Annotated in this window: 9 protein-coding genes; 8 read left to right on the top strand and 1 reads right to left on the bottom strand. The window is 72.2% G+C overall.

What is annotated here, in order from left to right; genetic code table 11:
* From ACWC5O_RS44000 to ACWC5O_RS43975, 6 genes are all read left to right on the top strand, one after another.
* The coding region (locus ACWC5O_RS44000; RefSeq protein WP_450781274.1) for a type I polyketide synthase at positions 1–5,166 on the top strand (5,166 nt) is incomplete at its 5' end.
* On the top strand, positions 5,163–6,413 hold the full coding sequence (locus ACWC5O_RS43995; RefSeq protein WP_450592278.1) for an activator-dependent family glycosyltransferase: 1,251 nt from the start codon (positions 5,163–5,165) through the stop codon (positions 6,411–6,413). The genes ACWC5O_RS44000 and ACWC5O_RS43995, both read left to right, overlap by 4 nt.
* Positions 6,414–6,498: 85 nt before the next feature.
* Positions 6,499–6,693, top strand: coding sequence for a ferredoxin (locus ACWC5O_RS43990; RefSeq protein WP_450592276.1), 195 nt, complete (start codon positions 6,499–6,501; stop codon positions 6,691–6,693).
* A 46-nt stretch (positions 6,694–6,739) separates the two neighbouring features.
* Positions 6,740–7,807 carry a glucose-1-phosphate thymidylyltransferase gene (locus ACWC5O_RS43985; protein ID WP_450592275.1) on the top strand — a complete coding sequence of 356 codons (1,068 nt, stop codon included), beginning with the start codon at positions 6,740–6,742 and terminating at the stop codon, positions 7,805–7,807.
* Entirely contained in the window at positions 7,804–8,826 is a 1,023-nt protein-coding gene (rfbB, locus tag ACWC5O_RS43980; RefSeq protein WP_450592273.1) for a dTDP-glucose 4,6-dehydratase, read from the top strand. The genes ACWC5O_RS43985 and rfbB overlap by 4 nt, the downstream gene beginning before the upstream one ends.
* Positions 8,823–10,043, top strand: a complete 1,221-nt coding sequence (locus ACWC5O_RS43975; RefSeq protein WP_450592271.1) for an NAD(P)/FAD-dependent oxidoreductase — start codon at positions 8,823–8,825, stop codon at positions 10,041–10,043. The genes rfbB and ACWC5O_RS43975 overlap by 4 nt, the downstream gene beginning before the upstream one ends.
* Before the next feature lie 127 nt (positions 10,044–10,170).
* On the opposite strand, the gene ACWC5O_RS43970 is transcribed toward ACWC5O_RS43975, so the two are convergent.
* Positions 10,171–10,926, bottom strand: coding sequence for a VC0807 family protein (locus tag ACWC5O_RS43970; RefSeq protein WP_450592270.1), 756 nt, complete (start codon positions 10,924–10,926; stop codon positions 10,171–10,173).
* Positions 10,927–11,317: 391 nt separating this feature from the next.
* Between ACWC5O_RS43970 and ACWC5O_RS43965 the strand changes: the two genes are divergently transcribed.
* Positions 11,318–12,682: a cytochrome P450 gene (locus ACWC5O_RS43965; protein ID WP_450592269.1), complete on the top strand. Its 1,365-nt coding sequence runs from the start codon at positions 11,318–11,320 to the stop codon at positions 12,680–12,682.
* A 394-nt stretch (positions 12,683–13,076) separates the two neighbouring features.
* On the top strand, positions 13,077–16,807 hold a 3,731-nt coding region (locus tag ACWC5O_RS43960), incomplete at its 3' end, for a type I polyketide synthase (RefSeq protein ID WP_450781276.1).

The following is a 16,807-nucleotide window of genomic DNA, read 5'->3' as shown; positions in this document are numbered from 1 at the left end:
CAGGCCGCTGCGGGTGTGGCGGGTGTGATCAAGATGGTGCTGGCTCTGCAGTACGGGGTGCTGCCGCGCACCTTGCACGCGGACGAGCCGTCGTCGCACGTGGACTGGTCCGCAGGCGCGGTCGACCTGCTCACCGACAACGCCGACTGGCCGCAGACCGAAGGGCATGTGCGTCGGGCGGGTGTGTCGTCGTTCGGTATCAGCGGCACGAACGCGCATGTGGTGCTGGAGGAGGCGCCGGTCCGAGAGGAGACCGAGCCGGTGAGTGCGCCGGCCGGCGGTGGTGGCCTGGTGCCGTGGGTGGTCTCGGGCCGTACGGCCGCGGCGCTGCGGGACCAGGCTGCGCGGCTCGTGGAGTTCGTGACCGCAGACGAGTCGCCGGGTGTCGCCGAGGTCGGTGCTTGTCTGGTGCGGTCGCGGTCGTTGTTCGAGCACCGGGCCGTGGTCTGGGGCACGGACCGTACGGAGTTGCTGCGCGGCCTTGAGGCGGTCGCTTCCGGTGAGGGGGCCGTGAACGCCGCCACGGGCACGGCCCGGCGAGACGCGTGCACGGCGTTCCTGTTCGCCGGGCAGGGTTCTCAACGCCTCGATATGGGCCGGGAGTTGTACGAGACGTATCCGGTCTTCGCCGAGGCCTTCGACGCGGTGGACGCGGAACTCCCGTTCGATCTGCGGGAGGTGGTCTTCGGTGAGGACGCGGAGCGTCTGAACCGGACCGAGTACGCCCAGCCCGCCCTCTTCGCCCTTGAGGTGGCGTTGTTCCGGTTGCTGGAGTCGTGGGGTGTGCGTCCGGACGTGCTGGCCGGTCATTCGATCGGTGAGATCGCGGCGGCGCATGTGGCGGGGGTGTGGTCCCTGGCGGACGCGTGCCGACTGGTCGCCGCGCGTGGCCGGTTGATGCAGGCGCTGCCCGGGGGCGGTGCGATGGTCGCGCTCCAGGCCGCTGAGGACGAGGTGCTGCCGCTGCTCAACGATGAGGTGGGTATCGCGGCGGTCAACGGGCCGCAGGCGGTGGTCGTTTCGGGTGCCTCGGATGCCGTGGAGGAGGTGGCCGCGCACTTCCGTGCCCAGGGCCGCAAGACGACCGCCCTGCGCGTCAGCCACGCCTTCCACTCCCCGCTGATGGAGCCCATGCTCGCGGACTTCCGCAAGGTCGCCGAGAGCCTGTCCTACGCGCGTCCGAGGCTGCCTCTCGTCTCCACGGTGACCGGTGCCGCCCTCACCGCCGACGAGCTCATGTCCCCGGACTACTGGGTACGGCACGTGCGCCAGACCGTGCGTTACGCCGATGCCGTGGGCACCCTCGCCGCACAGAACGTGACCCGCTACCTCGAACTCGGCCCCGACGGCACCCTCACCGCCCTCGCCCAGAGCGCCCTCGACGACCCCGAGGCGGCACTGCTCGTACCCGCGCTCCGCAAGGACCGCCCCGAGGCACCCTCGTTGGTCGGGGCACTGGCACGGCTGCACGTCGACGGGGTTCGCGTCGAATGGGTGGCCCAACTGCCCGATACCCGACCACTGTTGCTGCCGACCTACGCCTTCCAGCGGCGCCGCTACTGGCTGGACGCCTCCGATCGGCCCGGTGATGTGACCGCGGCCGGGCTCGAGCGCGCAGGGCACCCGCTGCTGTCGGCGGCCGTGCGGGTCGCCGACACAGGTGGACTGGTGCTCAGCGGGCGACTGTCCGCCCGTGCCCATCCGTGGCTCGCCGACCACCGTGTACTGGGCCGGACCATCCTGCCCGCCACCGCTTACCTCGAACTGGCCGTGTACGCCGGTGACCAGGTCGGCCTCGGACATGTCGCCGAGCTGACCCTGGAGACCCCGCTGGTGCTGCCCGAGCGCGGCGCCGTACAGCTTCAACTCGCCATAGGCGGGCCGGACGATGAAGGGCGGCGGCCGTTCAGCGTGCATTCGAGGTCCGCCGACGCCGCTGCCGGCCAGTCGTGGACCCGCCATGCGCAGGGGCTGCTCGCCGAGGAGCCCGGACCCGTGCCGCAGGACGCCGGTGCCTGGCCGCCGCCGGGTGCCGTGCCGGTCGTACCGGGTGCGGAGGGCGAGGGCGACTGGTACGAGCTGTTCGCCGCCGCAGGGTTCACCTACGGGCCCGCGTTCCGGGGACTCGGCCGCGTCTGGCGACGCGACCGGGACCTGTTCGCTGAGGTCGCGCTGCCGGAGGGCCATCGAGTCGAGGCGGCCCGCTACGGGCTGCACCCCGCCCTGCTGGACGCCGCCGTGCAGACCCTGCTCGTCGAAGCCCTGGACAGCGCGAGCGCCGATGGGGCCTCGGCCACCCTGCCGTTCGCCTGGAACGGCGTCTCCCTCTACGCGACCGGGGCGAGCGCGCTGCGCGTCCATCTGGCGCCCACCGGCCGCCCGGACGAGTACACGGTGTCCGTCGCCGACTCCGACGGCCGGCCGGTGGCCACGGCCGACAGCCTGGTGCTGCGCAGGGTCGCCGCCGGACAGATCCCCGAAGCGCCGCAGGCCGGTGCGGTGGACGCCCCGCCGCCCCTGCTGGTGCAGCGCTGGCGGCGCGCCGAGCCGCAGCCCGCCGCCCCGGCCCCCGAAACCGTGCGCTGGGCGCTGCTGGGGCAGGGCGGCGGCGGTCTCGCCGAGGCACTGGACGCGGCCGGGGTGCACCTGGAGTGCTACGCCGACCTCGCCTCGCTCGCGGCGGCCGTCGACACGGGAACCGCCCCGCCCAAGGTCGTCCTCACCACCTGCACGGCCTCCGGCGCACCCGCCCCCGAGGCCACCCGGGAGCTGCTGGCCTCGGCCGTGGACCTCGGCCGGCACTGGGTCGGCGACGAACGGTTCTCCGGTTCGCGACTGGTCCTGGTCACCCGCGGTGCCCTCGCCACCGCGGAGGCGGAGGACGTGAGCGACCTCCCGGCCGCCGCACTGTGGGGACTCGTCAGGTCCGCCCAGCTGGAACACCCCGACCGGTTGCAGCTCCTCGACCTGGACGGCGCCACCGCGTCCGGTGACGACGGCGCCCTCCGCGCCGTCCCGGCCGCGATTGCCGCCGCCCTCCCGCAGTCCGCCGTACGCGACGGAGCGCTGCTGGTGCCCGACCTGATGCCCGCAGAGACATCGACGGCCCAGGCCCCCGACTCCGAGGGCGGATCCGCGCCGACGGCACCCTTCGACCCCGACCGCACCGTCCTCGTCACCGGCGCCACCGGAGCCCTCGGCACCCTCGTGGCACGCCATCTGGTCACCGCGTACGGGGCGCGCCGGCTGCTGCTGGCGTCCCGGCGCGGTGAGGAGGCGCCGGGGGCCGGGGCCCTGATCGCGGAGCTGGCCGCGCACGGAGCCGAGGCGACGCTCGTGGCCTGCGACGTCGCCGACCCGACCCAGCTGGAGGACCTGCTCGCCCGTGTCCCCGAGGAGCATCCGCTCGCCGGTGTCGTGCATGTCGCCGGTGTCGTCGACGACGCGACGCTGACGACGCTGACCGACGCCCGGACCGACGGCGCACTACGTCCCAAGGCGGACGCGGCCTGGCATCTGCACCGGTTGACCGAGGACCGGGACCTGTCGGTGTTCGTCGTGTTCTCCTCGGCGGCGGGTACCTTCGGCGCGGCGGGCCAGGGCGCCTACGCGGCGGCCAACGCCTTCCTCGACGGGCTCGCCCTGCACCGCCGGGCCCACGACCTGCCCGCCACGTCGATCGCCTGGGGCCTGTGGGCCGCCGAGAGCGGCATGACCGCGGGGCTCGGCGCCGCCGACCGGGAGCGCATGGCCCGGGGCGGCATGCTGCCGCTGACCGCCGAGGCGGGCCTCGCACTCTTCGACGCGGCCCTCGCCCGGCCGGACGCGGCCGTGGTCGCCGTCGCCCGCGCCGCCGCGTCGGGTGCCGCACGTACCGGGGCGCGTCGTACGGTGTCCGCGGGCGCGCCGGCGGACGGCGGGCGGTCACTGGCCGTACGGCTGGCGGGACTCGCCGACGCGGAACGGCTCGCGGTGCTGCTCGACGCGGTCCGGGACCAGGTCGCCGCCGTGCTCGGTCACGACTCGACCGACGAGGTGCTGCCCGACCGGCACTTCGCGGAGCTCGGCTTCGACTCGCTGACCGCGGTGGAGCTGCGCAACCGGCTCGGTTCCATGACCGGCTTCCGGCTGCCCCCGACACTCGTCTTCGACCTCGACACCCCGCAGGCCCTCGCCGCCGACCTGGCCGAACGGTTCGCCGGAGCGGCCTCCGGCGACCCCCATGGTGCCCCGGGTACGGACCGGCCCGGCGACCAGACGGCGCAGCACTCCGCCCGCCCGCAGGACACCGTGGGCGCCCTGTTCCGCACCGCGTGCGAACAGGGCCGCATCGACGAGGGCTTCGCCCTGCTCCAGGCGGTCGCCGAACTGCGACCGGTCTTCGAGTCCCCGGCAGGCCTGACCGGCCCGGCCGCCGGGCTGCGGCTGGCCGCGGGGGACGAGGGCGCCACGCTGATCTGCTTCAGCTCCTACGTGGCGCTCGCCGGAGTGCACCAGTACGCGCGGTTCGCGTCCGCCTTCCGCGGCAGGCGGGACGTATGGGCGCTGCCCACGCCCGGATTCGGGCGCGGCGAGCCGCTGCCCGCGTCCTTGGACGTGGTGGCCAGGACGCAGGCCGAGTGGGTGCTGCGGTGCGCGGACGGCAGGCCGTTCGTCCTCACCGGATCCTCCTCCGGCGGCATCCTGGCGCTCGCCACCGCCCGCCATCTGGAGAAGTCCGGGCAGCCACCCCTGGGCGTGGCCCTGCTCGACACGTACATGCCGCGCGCGGACTCGCCGTTCACCCGCTTCTCCGCCGAGATGCTGGGCGGGATGTTCGACCGGGAGTCGATGTTCGCGCACATGGACGCCGACCGGCTGTCCGCGATGAGCTGGTACATCCGAATGATCGGCGAGTGGGATCCGGGCGACCTGTCCGTGCCCGTACTGCTGGCGCGCCCCAGCGAGCCGCCGGTGAGCGTGGCCCAGGACGGGCCGCTGGAGCCGGGGGACTGGCAGAGCTCCTGGGACGGCGCGGGCAGCGTGGTCGACGTCCCCGGAAACCACTTCACGATGATGGAATCCCACGCCGTCACCACCGCGGGAGCCCTCACCACCTGGATCGACACGGTGCTGCCGCCGCACACCACCGGCCAGGGGCCGGCCCACCGAACCGAGGGAGCATGATGCGGGTCCTGTTCGTCACCCTGTCCGAGAAGTCCCACGTGTACCTGATGGCTCCGCTGGCATGGGCGCTCACCGCGGCGGGCCACGACGTCCGCGTGGCGAGCCAGCCGATGGCGACCGAGACCATCACCCGCGCCGGGCTCACCGCCGTCCCCGTCGGCAGCGACCACGCCATCCACCGGGACATGGCCGCCTACCGGGAGTCGCAGGACTACCGGACGGCGAACTGGAGCCGCTGCGAACGCCCCGACGTGGACTGGACGGAGCTGAAGGAGCGCTACGAGCTGAGCGTGCCCTACGCGTTCGCCGTCTACAACGACTCCATGATCGAGGACCTGGCGGCCTTCGCGCAGAGCTGGCGGCCCGATGTGGTGGTGCGGGACCCGCTGGCGTACGCCGGTGCCGTCGCCGCCCGCATCGGCGGAGCCGCGCACGTGCGCCTGATGTGGTGCGCGGACGTATGGGGCCGTACCCGGCAGACGTATCTGGAGCTGATGCGGGAGCAGCCCGAGGCCGAGCGGGTGGATCCGCTCGCGGAGTGGCTGGCGGGGAGGTCGGAGCCCTTCGGCTTCTCCTGCGACGAGGAGATGCTGCACGGCCAGGCCACCATCAGCACCCTGCCCGCGTCCCTGTCCATCCCGACGGCCTCGCCCGAACTGCCGATGCGGCACGTCCCGTACAACGGCCGTGCGGTGGTGTGGGACTGGCTGCGCGAGGCGCCCAAGCGGCCGCGGGTCTGCGTCAGCCTCGGAGCCTCCAACACCGAGGACTACGGCGGCGACTACGTGTCCGTGCAGGAGATCCTCGAAGCCCTCGCCGACGAGGACGTGGAGGTCGTGGCCGCGCTGCTGCCCGCACAACGGGACAAGCTCACCTCGATCCCCGGCAACGCCCGGGCCGTCGACTCGGTGGCCCTGAACACGCTGCTGCCGAGCTGCTCGGCCGTCGTCCACCACGGCGGATACGGCAGCTTCGCCACCGCCATGGCCCACGGAGTGCCCCAACTGGTGCTCTCCACCCTGGTCTCCGACCACGAACTGCGCGGCCGGGCGCTCCAGCGCGCGGGTGCCGGCGTCTACCTGCACCACCGGGACGCCACCGCAGAGAAGGTCCGCGACCACATCCGGCAGTTCACCGGGCAGCCGGAGTACGCCGACGCCGCCCGGCGGCTGCGCGCAGACTGCGAGGCCATGCCGACCCCGAAGGACGTGGTGGCGTCCCTGGAACGACTGGCGGAGGTCAGCTGACCGTTCCATCGGCCACACCGAGGCCCGTCACCGGGTCCCCCCGACCGCTGCACACCAGATCACCACAGGAACAGGACAAGAGACCATGAAGATCAACGTGGACCGCGAGCGCTGTGTCGGAGCCGGTCAGTGTGTGCTGGCCGCTCCCGGCGTCTTCGACCAGAGCCGTGAGGACGGCCTCGTGGAACTGCTGCAGGCCGAGCCGTCGCAGGATCTGCACACCGCCGTGAACGAGGCGGAACTGATCTGCCCCTCCGGCGCCATCGAGATCCAGTCCTGACGGCCGGCTCCCTCACCGACGACACCAGTTAGGCGGGATGGAAACCGTGAAGGCTCTCGTGCTGTCAGGAGGTGCGGGGACCCGGCTGCGGCCGATCACGCACACCTCGGCCAAGCAGTTGGTGCCGGTCGCCAACAAGCCCATTCTCTTCTACGGCCTGGAGGCGATCGCCGACGCCGGGATCACCGACGTCGCGATCGTGGTGGGCGACACCGAGAACGAGATCCGGCAGGCCGTCGGCGACGGCTCCGACTTCGGTCTCGACGTCACCTACCTCCGGCAGGAGGCACCGCTGGGGCTGTCCCACGCCGTGCTCATCGCCCGCGACTTCCTCGGCGACGACGACTTCGTGATGTTCCTGGGGGACAACTTCGTCTTCGGTGGCATCACCGACTCCGTCGACGAGTTCCGCAAGGAGCGCCCGGACGCCCAGCTCCTGCTCACCCGGGTGCCCAACCCGTCCGCCTTCGGCGTCGCCGAACTCGACGACCTGGGGCGGCTGGTGCGGCTGGAGGAGAAACCCGAGCAGCCCCGCAGCGACCTGGCACTGGTCGGCGTGTACCTGTTCAGCCCGGCGATCCACCAGGCGGTGCGCGCCATCGGCCCTTCCCCGCGCGGTGAACTGGAGATCACCGACGCCATCCAGTGGATGCTGGACCGGGACCGGGACGTGCGCACAACGGTGATCACGGGCTACTGGAAGGACACCGGGAACGCCGCGGACATCCTTGACGTCAACCGCAGACTGCTGGACCTGCTGGAGTACCGGGTCGACGGGGACGTCGACGAGCGCAGTGAGATCGTGGGCCGGGTGCACATCGACGCCGGAGCCGTCATCCGCGGCTCCCGCATAGTGGGGCCCGCGATCATAGGCCCCGGCACCGTCGTCGAGGACTCCTACATCGGCCCGTCGACGTCCATCGCGGAGGACTGCGTCATCCGCAACAGCGAGATCGAGTTCTCGATCATCCTGCGCGAGTCCGTCTTCGACAGCATCCGCCGGGTGGAGGGCTCGCTCGTCGGCCGCAACGTACGCGTCTCCCTCGGCCCCCGGGTGCCCTCCGCCCACCGGCTGGTCATCGGGGACCACGGGCGGGTGCAGATCTCGTCATGACCGACCCGCACCGCGCACCCGCCGTCCCGGCCACCACCCGCGTCCTGGTGACCGGTGGGGCCGGCTTCATCGGCTCCCACCACGTCAGAACCCTGCTCGGTCCCGGCGGCCCGGCCGGTGTCACCGTCACCGTCCTGGACCAGCTGACCTACGCCGGCAACCCCGCCAACCTCGACCAGGTGCGCGACCATCCGGAGTTCGCCTTCGTCAAGGGCGACATCTGCGACCAGGACCTCGTCGACGACCTCATGGCGGAGCACGACGAGGTGGTGCACTTCGCTGCCGAGTCCCACGTGGACCGCTCGATCCTCAACTCCACCGAGTTCGTCCGCACCAACGTCCTGGGCACCCAGACACTGCTGGACGCGGCGCTGCGGCACGGTGTCCGCACCTTCGTGCACGTCTCCACGGACGAGGTGTACGGCTCCATCGACACCGGCGCCTGGACGGAGGAGTGCCCGCCGCGGCCCAACTCCCCCTACTCCGCCTCCAAGGCGTCCTCCGACCTGCTCGCCCTCGCCTACCACCGCACCCACGGCCTGGACGTGCGGGTGACCAGGTGCTCCAACAACTACGGCCACCACCAGTACCCGGAGAAGGTCATCCCGCTGTTCGTCACCAACCTCCTCGACGGCCGCGAGGTCCCGCTGTACGGGGACGGCGGCAACGTCCGCGACTGGTTGCACATCGACGACCACGTGCAAGGCATCGAACTCGTCCGTACCCGCGGCCGGGCCGGAGAGGTCTACAACATCGGCGGCGGCACCGAACTGACCAACCGTGAACTCACCGACCTGCTGCTCGACGCCTGCGGGGCGGGGCCGGACCGCATCGAGTACGTCCCGGACCGCAAGGGCCACGACCGCCGCTACTGCGTCGACTGGACCAAGATCCGCGACGAGCTCGGCTACCGGCCGCAGCAGGACTTCGCCACCGGCCTGGCCGAGACCGTCGCCTGGTACCGGGCGAACCGGGACTGGTGGGAGCCGCTGAAGCAGACCACCGAGGTGACCCGTTGACCGGTCCGAACGAGATCGTCGTCGTCGGCGCGGGCGCCGCCGGCGCCACCACCGCCGAGACCCTGCGACGCCAGGGCTACGAGGGCCGGCTCACCCTCGTCGGCGCCGAATCCCATCCGCCCTACGACCGGCCGCCGCTGTCCAAGCAGCTCCTCTCCGGCCGGTGGGAGCCGGACCGGATCCGGCTGCGCGGCCCCGACGCCTACGACCGCCTCGGTATCGACCTGCGACTGGGCACCGCCGCCGTCCGGCTGGACCGCACCGGCCGTGCCGTCGAACTCGCCGACGGCACCCGGCTGCACGCCGACGCCGTAGTCGTCGCCACCGGCGTACGGCCCCGGCGGCTGCCCGGCACCGAGGGACTGACCGGAGTCCACGTCCTGCGCACCCTCGACGACGCCCTCGCCCTGCGCACGGCCCTGGCCTGCGGGCCGCGTCTCGTGGTGGCCGGCGCCGGTCTGCTCGGCACCGAGGCGGCCGTCGCCGCCCGGGGTCTGGGCGCCGACGTCACACTGGTCGGTACCGGGCCCGTACCGCTCCTCGACCTGATCGGCCCGCAGGCGGCCGCACTGGTCGCCGCCGTGCACCGCGATCTCGGGCTGCGCTTCCGACAGGGCCGGGTGACCGGGGCCGAAGGCAAGGGCGGCGCCGTCACCGGCGTACGGCTGGCCGACGGGACGCTGCTGCCCGCGGACGTGGTGCTGGTCGCGGTCGGTTCGCTCACCAACACCGAATGGCTGCACGGCAGCGGCGTCCGGGTCGAGGACGGCGTCGTCTGCGACGCGCTGTGCGCGGCGGGGCCCGGAGTGTGGGCCGCCGGTGACGTGGCGAGCGGGCCCGACGTGCGCACAGGTCGCCGACGGCGACTGGAACACCGTACGCACGCCGCCGAACAGGCCGTCGCCGTCGCCCGCAACCTGCTCGCCGGCACCGGAGCGCGGCCGTTCGCGGCGCTGCCGTACTTCTGGACCGACCAGCACGATCTGAAGATCCAGGTGTTCGGGGAGGTCGGCGGCGCCGACCGGTACCAGATCCTCGAAGGCAGCCCGGCCGAGCGGAAGTTCACCGCCGTCCACGCCGTCGACGGCCGGGCCCGTGGCGCCGTCGCCGTCAACCTGCCCCGCGCCGCCCAGCAACTGCGCCCGCTGGTGGAGAGCGGAGCGGCCTGGACGGACCGGCCGCAACAGACGACGACGGTCGGCGCACCTCAGGAATGAGACCCACACCGGGCGGGCGCACCGGAGCCCCGCACCCGCGCCCCGAAGGGGCGCGGGGAACTGCGCGACCGGCCACGATGGCGCCGCGGCCTGTCGACGGCCTGCCGCGGCACCCCCAGCGGAGCGCTCAGGCGCCGTAGCCGTCGCGGTAACCGCCGCCGCGCAGCGGGTCATCGACCTCCGGCATCAGGATCGGCCACAGGCCTGCGCGCGCGTGGTAGATGTTGACGATCACCAGCATCAGCAGGGTGAAGACGCCGTACTGGGCGCCGTTGAGCGCCGGCACCACATGCACCGGCAGCGTGTACGCCATCAGCGTCCGGATCCCCGAGTCCACCAGCAGCCCGATGCCCCAGATCACCGTGGTGACCCGCCAGATCCGCCGGAAGCGCGGGACCTCCGCCCACAGTTCGTCCCAGTCCCGGCCGCCCACGGCACGCCGCTCCAGCAGCCGTCGCGAGAAACCGAACGCCAGCGGGCGCCTGCCGCGCAAGGACACGAGGAAGCCCAGCCCGGCGACGGCCGTCAGCCAGCCGTCCCGTACCAGCAGCAGCCGCGGACTGCCCCCGACCACCGACACGACGATGCTCAGCACCAGCATGGTCGTCACGAACACGCCGAGCACATCCATCCGCCGCGTCCTGACGAACCGCACCAGCGTCGCGGCCGCGGGAACGACCGCCCCGGCCGTCAACGCGATCAGATCGCTCACCCCGGCCGCCGTCAGTCCGTAGTACAGGCCGATCGGGACGCCGAGGTCCACCAGCACGGTCAGCAGCAGGGGCGGACCGGAGTCGGAGTCGGCCGGGTCACGAGCCGCCCGGCCACCGCCGACGGAGCCGTTGGAGGGCTGGTCCGGCAGGGTGCTGCCGCCGCTGGTCATGCGTTCTCCGTCCGATGGGACCGTACGCAACGGTTGCCCGGTCGCCCAACCGTCAACACTTTGACATCAGGGCGGCTGCCACGCGTAAGCGTACGTGCGGCCCCGCCCCCCGGCTCCCGGTAACCGGCCACATCGGGCCAACACTTTGGAATTCCCTAGAACTCCACGACGGTTCGTCGTCCCCCGGGCCCCCGGTGCTAGCGTCGGGCGCCAGGTCCACCCCGTGCACACGTCCTTTTCCCGCCGCGGCCGCAGGCACCGATTCCCTGCACAGCTGTCTCGGCGCACCGAGACCTGTCACCCTCCGCCGACCCAGGAGACATCTGTGACCGACGTTCAAACAACTCCCGAGTCGCCTGCGCCGACCGAATCCATACCCTCTCCTGGACCCATGCGGCTGAAGGAGATGCGCGAGATCGTCAGAAACGTCCCGCGCTATCTGTCGGGCCTGCGTGACAAGCACGGACCCGTGGTCCGCGTTCCGATGGGAAAGACCGACGCTTTCCTCATCAGCGATTTCGGCGTGGTGCAGGACGTCATCATCGCCTCCAGCCGGCGCTTCGACAAGGACGCCCAGAAGACCGGCCCCGGCCCCGACGACTGGGGCTCCACCCTCGAACGCGTCCTGGGCAAGGGCCTGGTGACCAGCGTCGGCACCTACCACCGCCGGCAGCGCCGGCTCATCCAGCCCGTCTTCCACCGTCAGCGCATCTCCGGATACGGCTCCGCGTTCGCCGGCATCGCCGACGACTTCTCGGCCAGGTTCGGCGACGACGAACGGTTCAACTTCCACGAGTCCATGTACGAGCTCGCCCTCGGCATGGTCACCCGTACCCTCTTCGACGTCTCCCTCGAAAGCGAGGCCGCCGACCGTATCCGCACCGCCTTCCCCCGCGAAGGCGGTCCGCTGCGCTGGGAACTGAGCCCGATCGGCAAGATCCTGCTGCGCCTGCCGCTGCGCGCCAACCGCCAGTTCAAGCAGGGACTGAAAGCCGTCGACGACATCGTCTACGGCATGATCGAAGACCGGCGCAAGGGCCCCGGCGACGGTGAGGACCTGCTGTCCGTGCTGCTCACCGTCACCGACGCGGACACCGGCGAACACCTCACCGATCTGGAACTGCGCGACGAGGCCATCACGTTGCTGATGGCCGGGCACGAAACCTCCTCCGGATCGCTGACCTGGGCGTACTACCTCCTCGGCACCCACCCCGAGATCCGTGAGAAGCTTCACGCCGAGATCGACGAGGTCCTCGGGGACCGGCTGCCCACCGTCGAGGACCTGCCCCGCCTCCAGTTCACCGACGCGGTCTACTCGGAGGCGCTGCGCCTGTACCCACCGGCCTGGGTGCTGGTACGCCGCGCCCTGGAGGACTACACGGCCAACGGCTATCACATCCCGCGCAACAGCGTGCTCATGGTCAGCCCGTACGTCCTGCACCGCGACGCCACCTGGTGGCCCGAGCCGGAGCGGTTCGCCCCCCAGCGGTTCCTGCCGGAGCCCGACCCGTCCGACCCGCTCACCGGCCACGCCAAGGCCCCCGGCCGCCCCAAACTCGCGTACCTGCCCTTCGGCGCCGGACCCCGTCAGTGCATCGGCAACGTCTTCGCCCAGATGGAAGGCGTCATGGCGCTGGCCACCCTCAGCCGGCACTGGGAGTTCGAGCCGGTCGGCGAACCACCGAACCGGGTCACGAGCGACTTCACCCTCCAGCCCCGCGGCGGCCTCGAGATGGTCGCCCACCGCAGGCGCTGAGGGCCGCCGACGGCCGCTGACCAGGGTGGAACTAGTAGAAGTCTCCCTAGATCACGAGCTGCCTGCGGGACTCACCCACAGGCAGCCGCCAGTATGAAAAACATCGGAACCGGCGATCGCATCGCACCCACCGATCGCATCGCAATCACCGATCGCATCGCAACCATCGATTGTCCCGCAGGTCGCGCGGCAGTCGGATCCGGCCGGAATGCGCGGCCAGAAATTGTGCTGGATCCGTAGGGCGGAGGCAGTGGCCGTGTTGCCAGAAGACGCACAGGCACGGGAAAACGCGTCGGAATCCCCTCGGGGACCCGAATCCGTTGGGGGCGGGGAATTCCTGCGAGGGACGGAATCCCCCGGGCGTCCGCAAACCGCCCCGGGGGACACGGTCCGTATCCCGTCGGGATACGCAGACGCGACGACGGCCGGGAACGCGATAGCGGTCGTCGGAATTTCGTGCCGCTTTCCCCAGGCACCCGACCCCGCCGCTTTCTGGCGCCTCCTGGCCGAGGGCGAAAGCGCCGTCACCGACACCCCCGAGGACCGCCGGGACTCCCTCGCCGACCCAGCCCCGGCCGCTCCCGGAACAGTCCACCGCGGCGGTTACCTCGACCACGTGGACCGCTTCGATCCCGGCTTCTTCGGCATCTCCCCGCGCGAGGCCGCGGCCATGGACCCCCAGCAGCGCCTGGTCCTCGAACTCGGCTGGGAGGCCCTGGAGGAAGCGGCCGTCGTCCCCGCCCGGCTGCGCGGCAGCCGCACCGGCGTCTTCGTCGGCGCCATCTGGGACGACTACGCCTCCCTCGCCCGCCGCCTCGGACCCGAGGCCGTCGGCCGGCACACGCTCAGCGGCCTGAACCGAGGCATCATCGCCAACCGCCTCTCCTACGTCCTCGGCCTGCGCGGCCCCAGCCTCACCGTGGACGCCGGCCAGTCCTCCTCCCTGGTCGCCGTACATCTGGCCTGCGAGAGCCTGCGGCGCGGCGAGTCCGAACTCGCCCTGGCCGGCGGTGTCAACCTCACCCTCGCCCCCGACAGCGCCCTGGCCTCCGCCGGTTTCGGCGCCCTCTCCCCGGACGGCCACTGCTACACCTTCGACGCCCGCGCCAACGGCTACGTACGCGGGGAGGGCGGCGCCCTCGTCCTCCTCAAGCCCCTGGCCCGCGCCCTCGCCGACGGCGATCGCGTCCACTGCGTCATCCGCGGCAGCGCCACCAACAACGACGGTGGCGGCGACGGTCTGACCGCACCCCTGCGCGAGGCCCAGGAGGAAGTCCTGCGCCTCGCCTACCGCCAGGCCGAGGTGAACCCGGCCGACGTCCAGTACGTCGAACTCCACGGCACCGGCACCCGGCTCGGCGACCCCATCGAGGCCGCGGCCCTCGGCACGGTCGTCGGCCGCGCCCGCACCGACGCCTCACCCCTGCTCGTCGGCTCCGTGAAGACCAACATCGGCCACCTGGAGGGCGCGGCCGGCATCGCCGGACTCCTGAAGACCGTCCTGTCCCTCAGCCACGGACGGATCCCCGCCAGCCTCAACTTCGAGAACCCGAACCCCGCCATTCCCCTGGACGACCTCAACCTGCGGGTCGCGACCGCGCCCCAGCCGTGGCCGCACCAGGACGGGCCCCGACGGGCGGGCGTCAGCTCCTTCGGGATGGGCGGCACCAACTGCCATGTGGTGCTGGAGGAATGGCCTGGTCACGAGTCCGGCGAGGCGGGCGGGTCCACGCCGGACGCGGCTCCCTCCGGTGCCGCCCGCGTTCCGCTTCCGTGGATCCTCTCCGCCCGTACCCGCAAGGCGCTGCGCGGCCAGGCCCGCCGACTGCTCACCCGCCTGGAGACCGACCCCGCTCCCGACCCGGCGGACGTCGCCCGCTCCCTGGCCGAGACCAGGACCCGGTTCGAGCACCGTGCCGTCGTACTCGGCACGCGCAGCGAAGAACTGCTGCGCGGCCTGACCGCCCTGGCCGACGGCACCACGTCGCGCGATGTCGTCACCGGCGTCGTCGAACCAGCCGCCCATGCCCTCACCGCCTTCCTCTTCGCAGGCCAGGGCTCCCAACGGCTCGGCATGGGCCGTGAGCTGTACGAGACGTACCCCGCCTTCGCCGAGGCCTTCGACGCGGTGGACGCGGAACTCCCTTTCAGCCTGCGTGAGATGGCCTTCGGAGAGGGCGGAGAAGGCGGCAGGAACGGCGAGGGCGGCGAGAACGAGACCGCGGACGCCGCCGCCGAGCGCCTGAAGCGGACGGAGTACGCGCAGCCGGCCCTCTTCGCCCTCGAAGTCGCCCTCTTCCGCCTCGCCGAGTCCTTCGGCGTACGCCCCGATGTCCTGTTCGGCCACTCCGTCGGCGAGATCGCGGCGGCCCATGTGGCCGGGGTCTGGTCGCTGGCCGACGCCTGCCGTGTCGTCGTCGCCCGGGGGCGGCTGATGCAGGCCCTGCCGACCGGCGGGGCGATGGTCGCCGTAGAAGCGACCGAGGACGAGGTGCTGCCCCTGCTGAACGACCGGGCCGGCATCGCCGCTGTCAACGGACCGCGCGCCGTGGTGGTGTCGGGCACCGCCGAGGCCGTGGACGAGGTGGCCCGGCACTTCAGGGCCCGCGACCGGAAGGTGACGGCCTTGCGCGTCAGCCACGCCTTCCATTCGCCGCTGATGGAACCCATGCTGGACGAGTTCCGCGCCGTGCTCGCCGACGTCTCCTACGGGCAGCCCACGCTCCCGATCGTCTCCGACGTCACCGGCCGCCCCGCGACGCCCGGGGAACTGGCGTCCCCCGACTACTGGACGCAGCACGTCCGCCGTCCCGTACGGTTCGCCGACGGCATCCGGACGCTGGAGGAACAGGGCGTCCGCCGATTCCTGGAACTCGGCCCGGACGGCACCCTGACGGCACTGGCCGAGGAGAGTCTGCACGACGACGAGGCCTTCGTGATCCCCGCCGTCCGCAAGGACCGCCCCGAGGCGCCCGCGTTCCTTGCGGCCCTCGCCGCCCTGCACACCCGTGGCCTCCCCGTCGACTGGTCTCCCGTCTTCGCCGCGCACCACGCCCGGCGCACCGAACTGCCGACGTACGCCTTCCAGCGCCGCCGCTACTGGCTGCCCGATGCGGTAGCGGGCGGTGCCCCGTCGTCGGCCGTCATCGGCGAGGCCGTGGTCTCCGTGCAGACTCCGGGCCCCGAGGACGGAGCCGGTGCCGCTGAGGACGGGCTCGTCGCCGACGCCGAGGACATCGCCGAGGTGACCTCGCCTCCGCACGACCGCCTGACCGGGCTCTCCCCACGTGAGCGTCACGGCGCCCTGTTGGAACTGGTCCGTGGCCACGCCGCGGACATCCTCAGCCATGACTCCGCGGACCAGGTCGAGCCCCGCCGCACCTTCAAGGATCTCGGCTTCGAGTCCCTGACCTCCGTCGACCTCCGCAACCGGCTCCGGGCCGCCACCGGACTGCGCCTGCCCGCCTCCCTGCTGTTCGACCATCCGACCCCCGAGGCCGTGGCCGGCCACCTGGACGCTCTGCTCTCCGGCGCCGCAGCCACCGAGTCCGCTCCGCACGTACCGGCGAGCGTGGGCGACGATCCGGTGGTGATCGTGGGTATGGCCTGCCGGTTCCCCGGTGGTGTCGGTTCGCCGGAGGACCTGTGGCGGCTGGTCAGCGAGGGCCGTGACGCGATCGGCGGGTTCCCGGCCGACCGCGGCTGGGACCTGGACGACCTGTACGACCCGAAGCCCGGCACCCCCGGCCGGGTGTACGTCCGTGAGGGCGGTTTCCTCTACGACGCCGCCGAGTTCGACGCCGGACTGTTCGGTATCTCGCCGCGTGAGGCGCTGGCGATGGACCCGCAGCAGCGGTTGCTGCTGGAGACGTCGTGGGAGGTCCTGGAGCGTGCGGGTATCGACCCGGCGACGCTGCGCGGCAGCCGTACCGGCGTCTTCGCCGGACTCGTGGAACAGGGCTATGGAGCCCGTCTGCGCGATGCCGTCGAGGAATCCGACGGTTACGTCCTCACCGGCACGACCCTGAGCGTGGCGTCGGGTCGTATCGCGTACACGTTTGGTTTCGAGGGTCCTGCGGTGACGGTGGACACGGCGTGTTCGTCGTCGCTGGTGGCGTTGCATCT

Source organism: Streptomyces sp. NPDC001450 (assembly GCF_053597295.1).
The sequence above is the reverse complement of the archived record's forward strand: the minus strand, read 5'-3'. Positions and strand labels throughout refer to the sequence as shown.

What these genes read in the sequence shown, in the direction of transcription:
- ACWC5O_RS43995 (WP_450592278.1), top strand. Translation starts at nt 5,163, where the DNA reads ATGATGCGGGTCCTGTTCGTCACCCTGTCCGAGAAGTCCCACGTGTAC.
- ACWC5O_RS43990 (WP_450592276.1), top strand. Translation starts at nt 6,499, where the DNA reads ATGAAGATCAACGTGGACCGCGAGCGCTGTGTCGGAGCCGGTCAGTGT.
- rfbB (WP_450592273.1), top strand. Translation starts at nt 7,804, where the DNA reads ATGACCGACCCGCACCGCGCACCCGCCGTCCCGGCCACCACCCGCGTC.
- ACWC5O_RS43970 (WP_450592270.1), bottom strand. Translation starts at nt 10,926, where the DNA reads ATGACCAGCGGCGGCAGCACCCTGCCGGACCAGCCCTCCAACGGCTCC.
- ACWC5O_RS43965 (WP_450592269.1), top strand. Translation starts at nt 11,318, where the DNA reads ATGCGGCTGAAGGAGATGCGCGAGATCGTCAGAAACGTCCCGCGCTAT.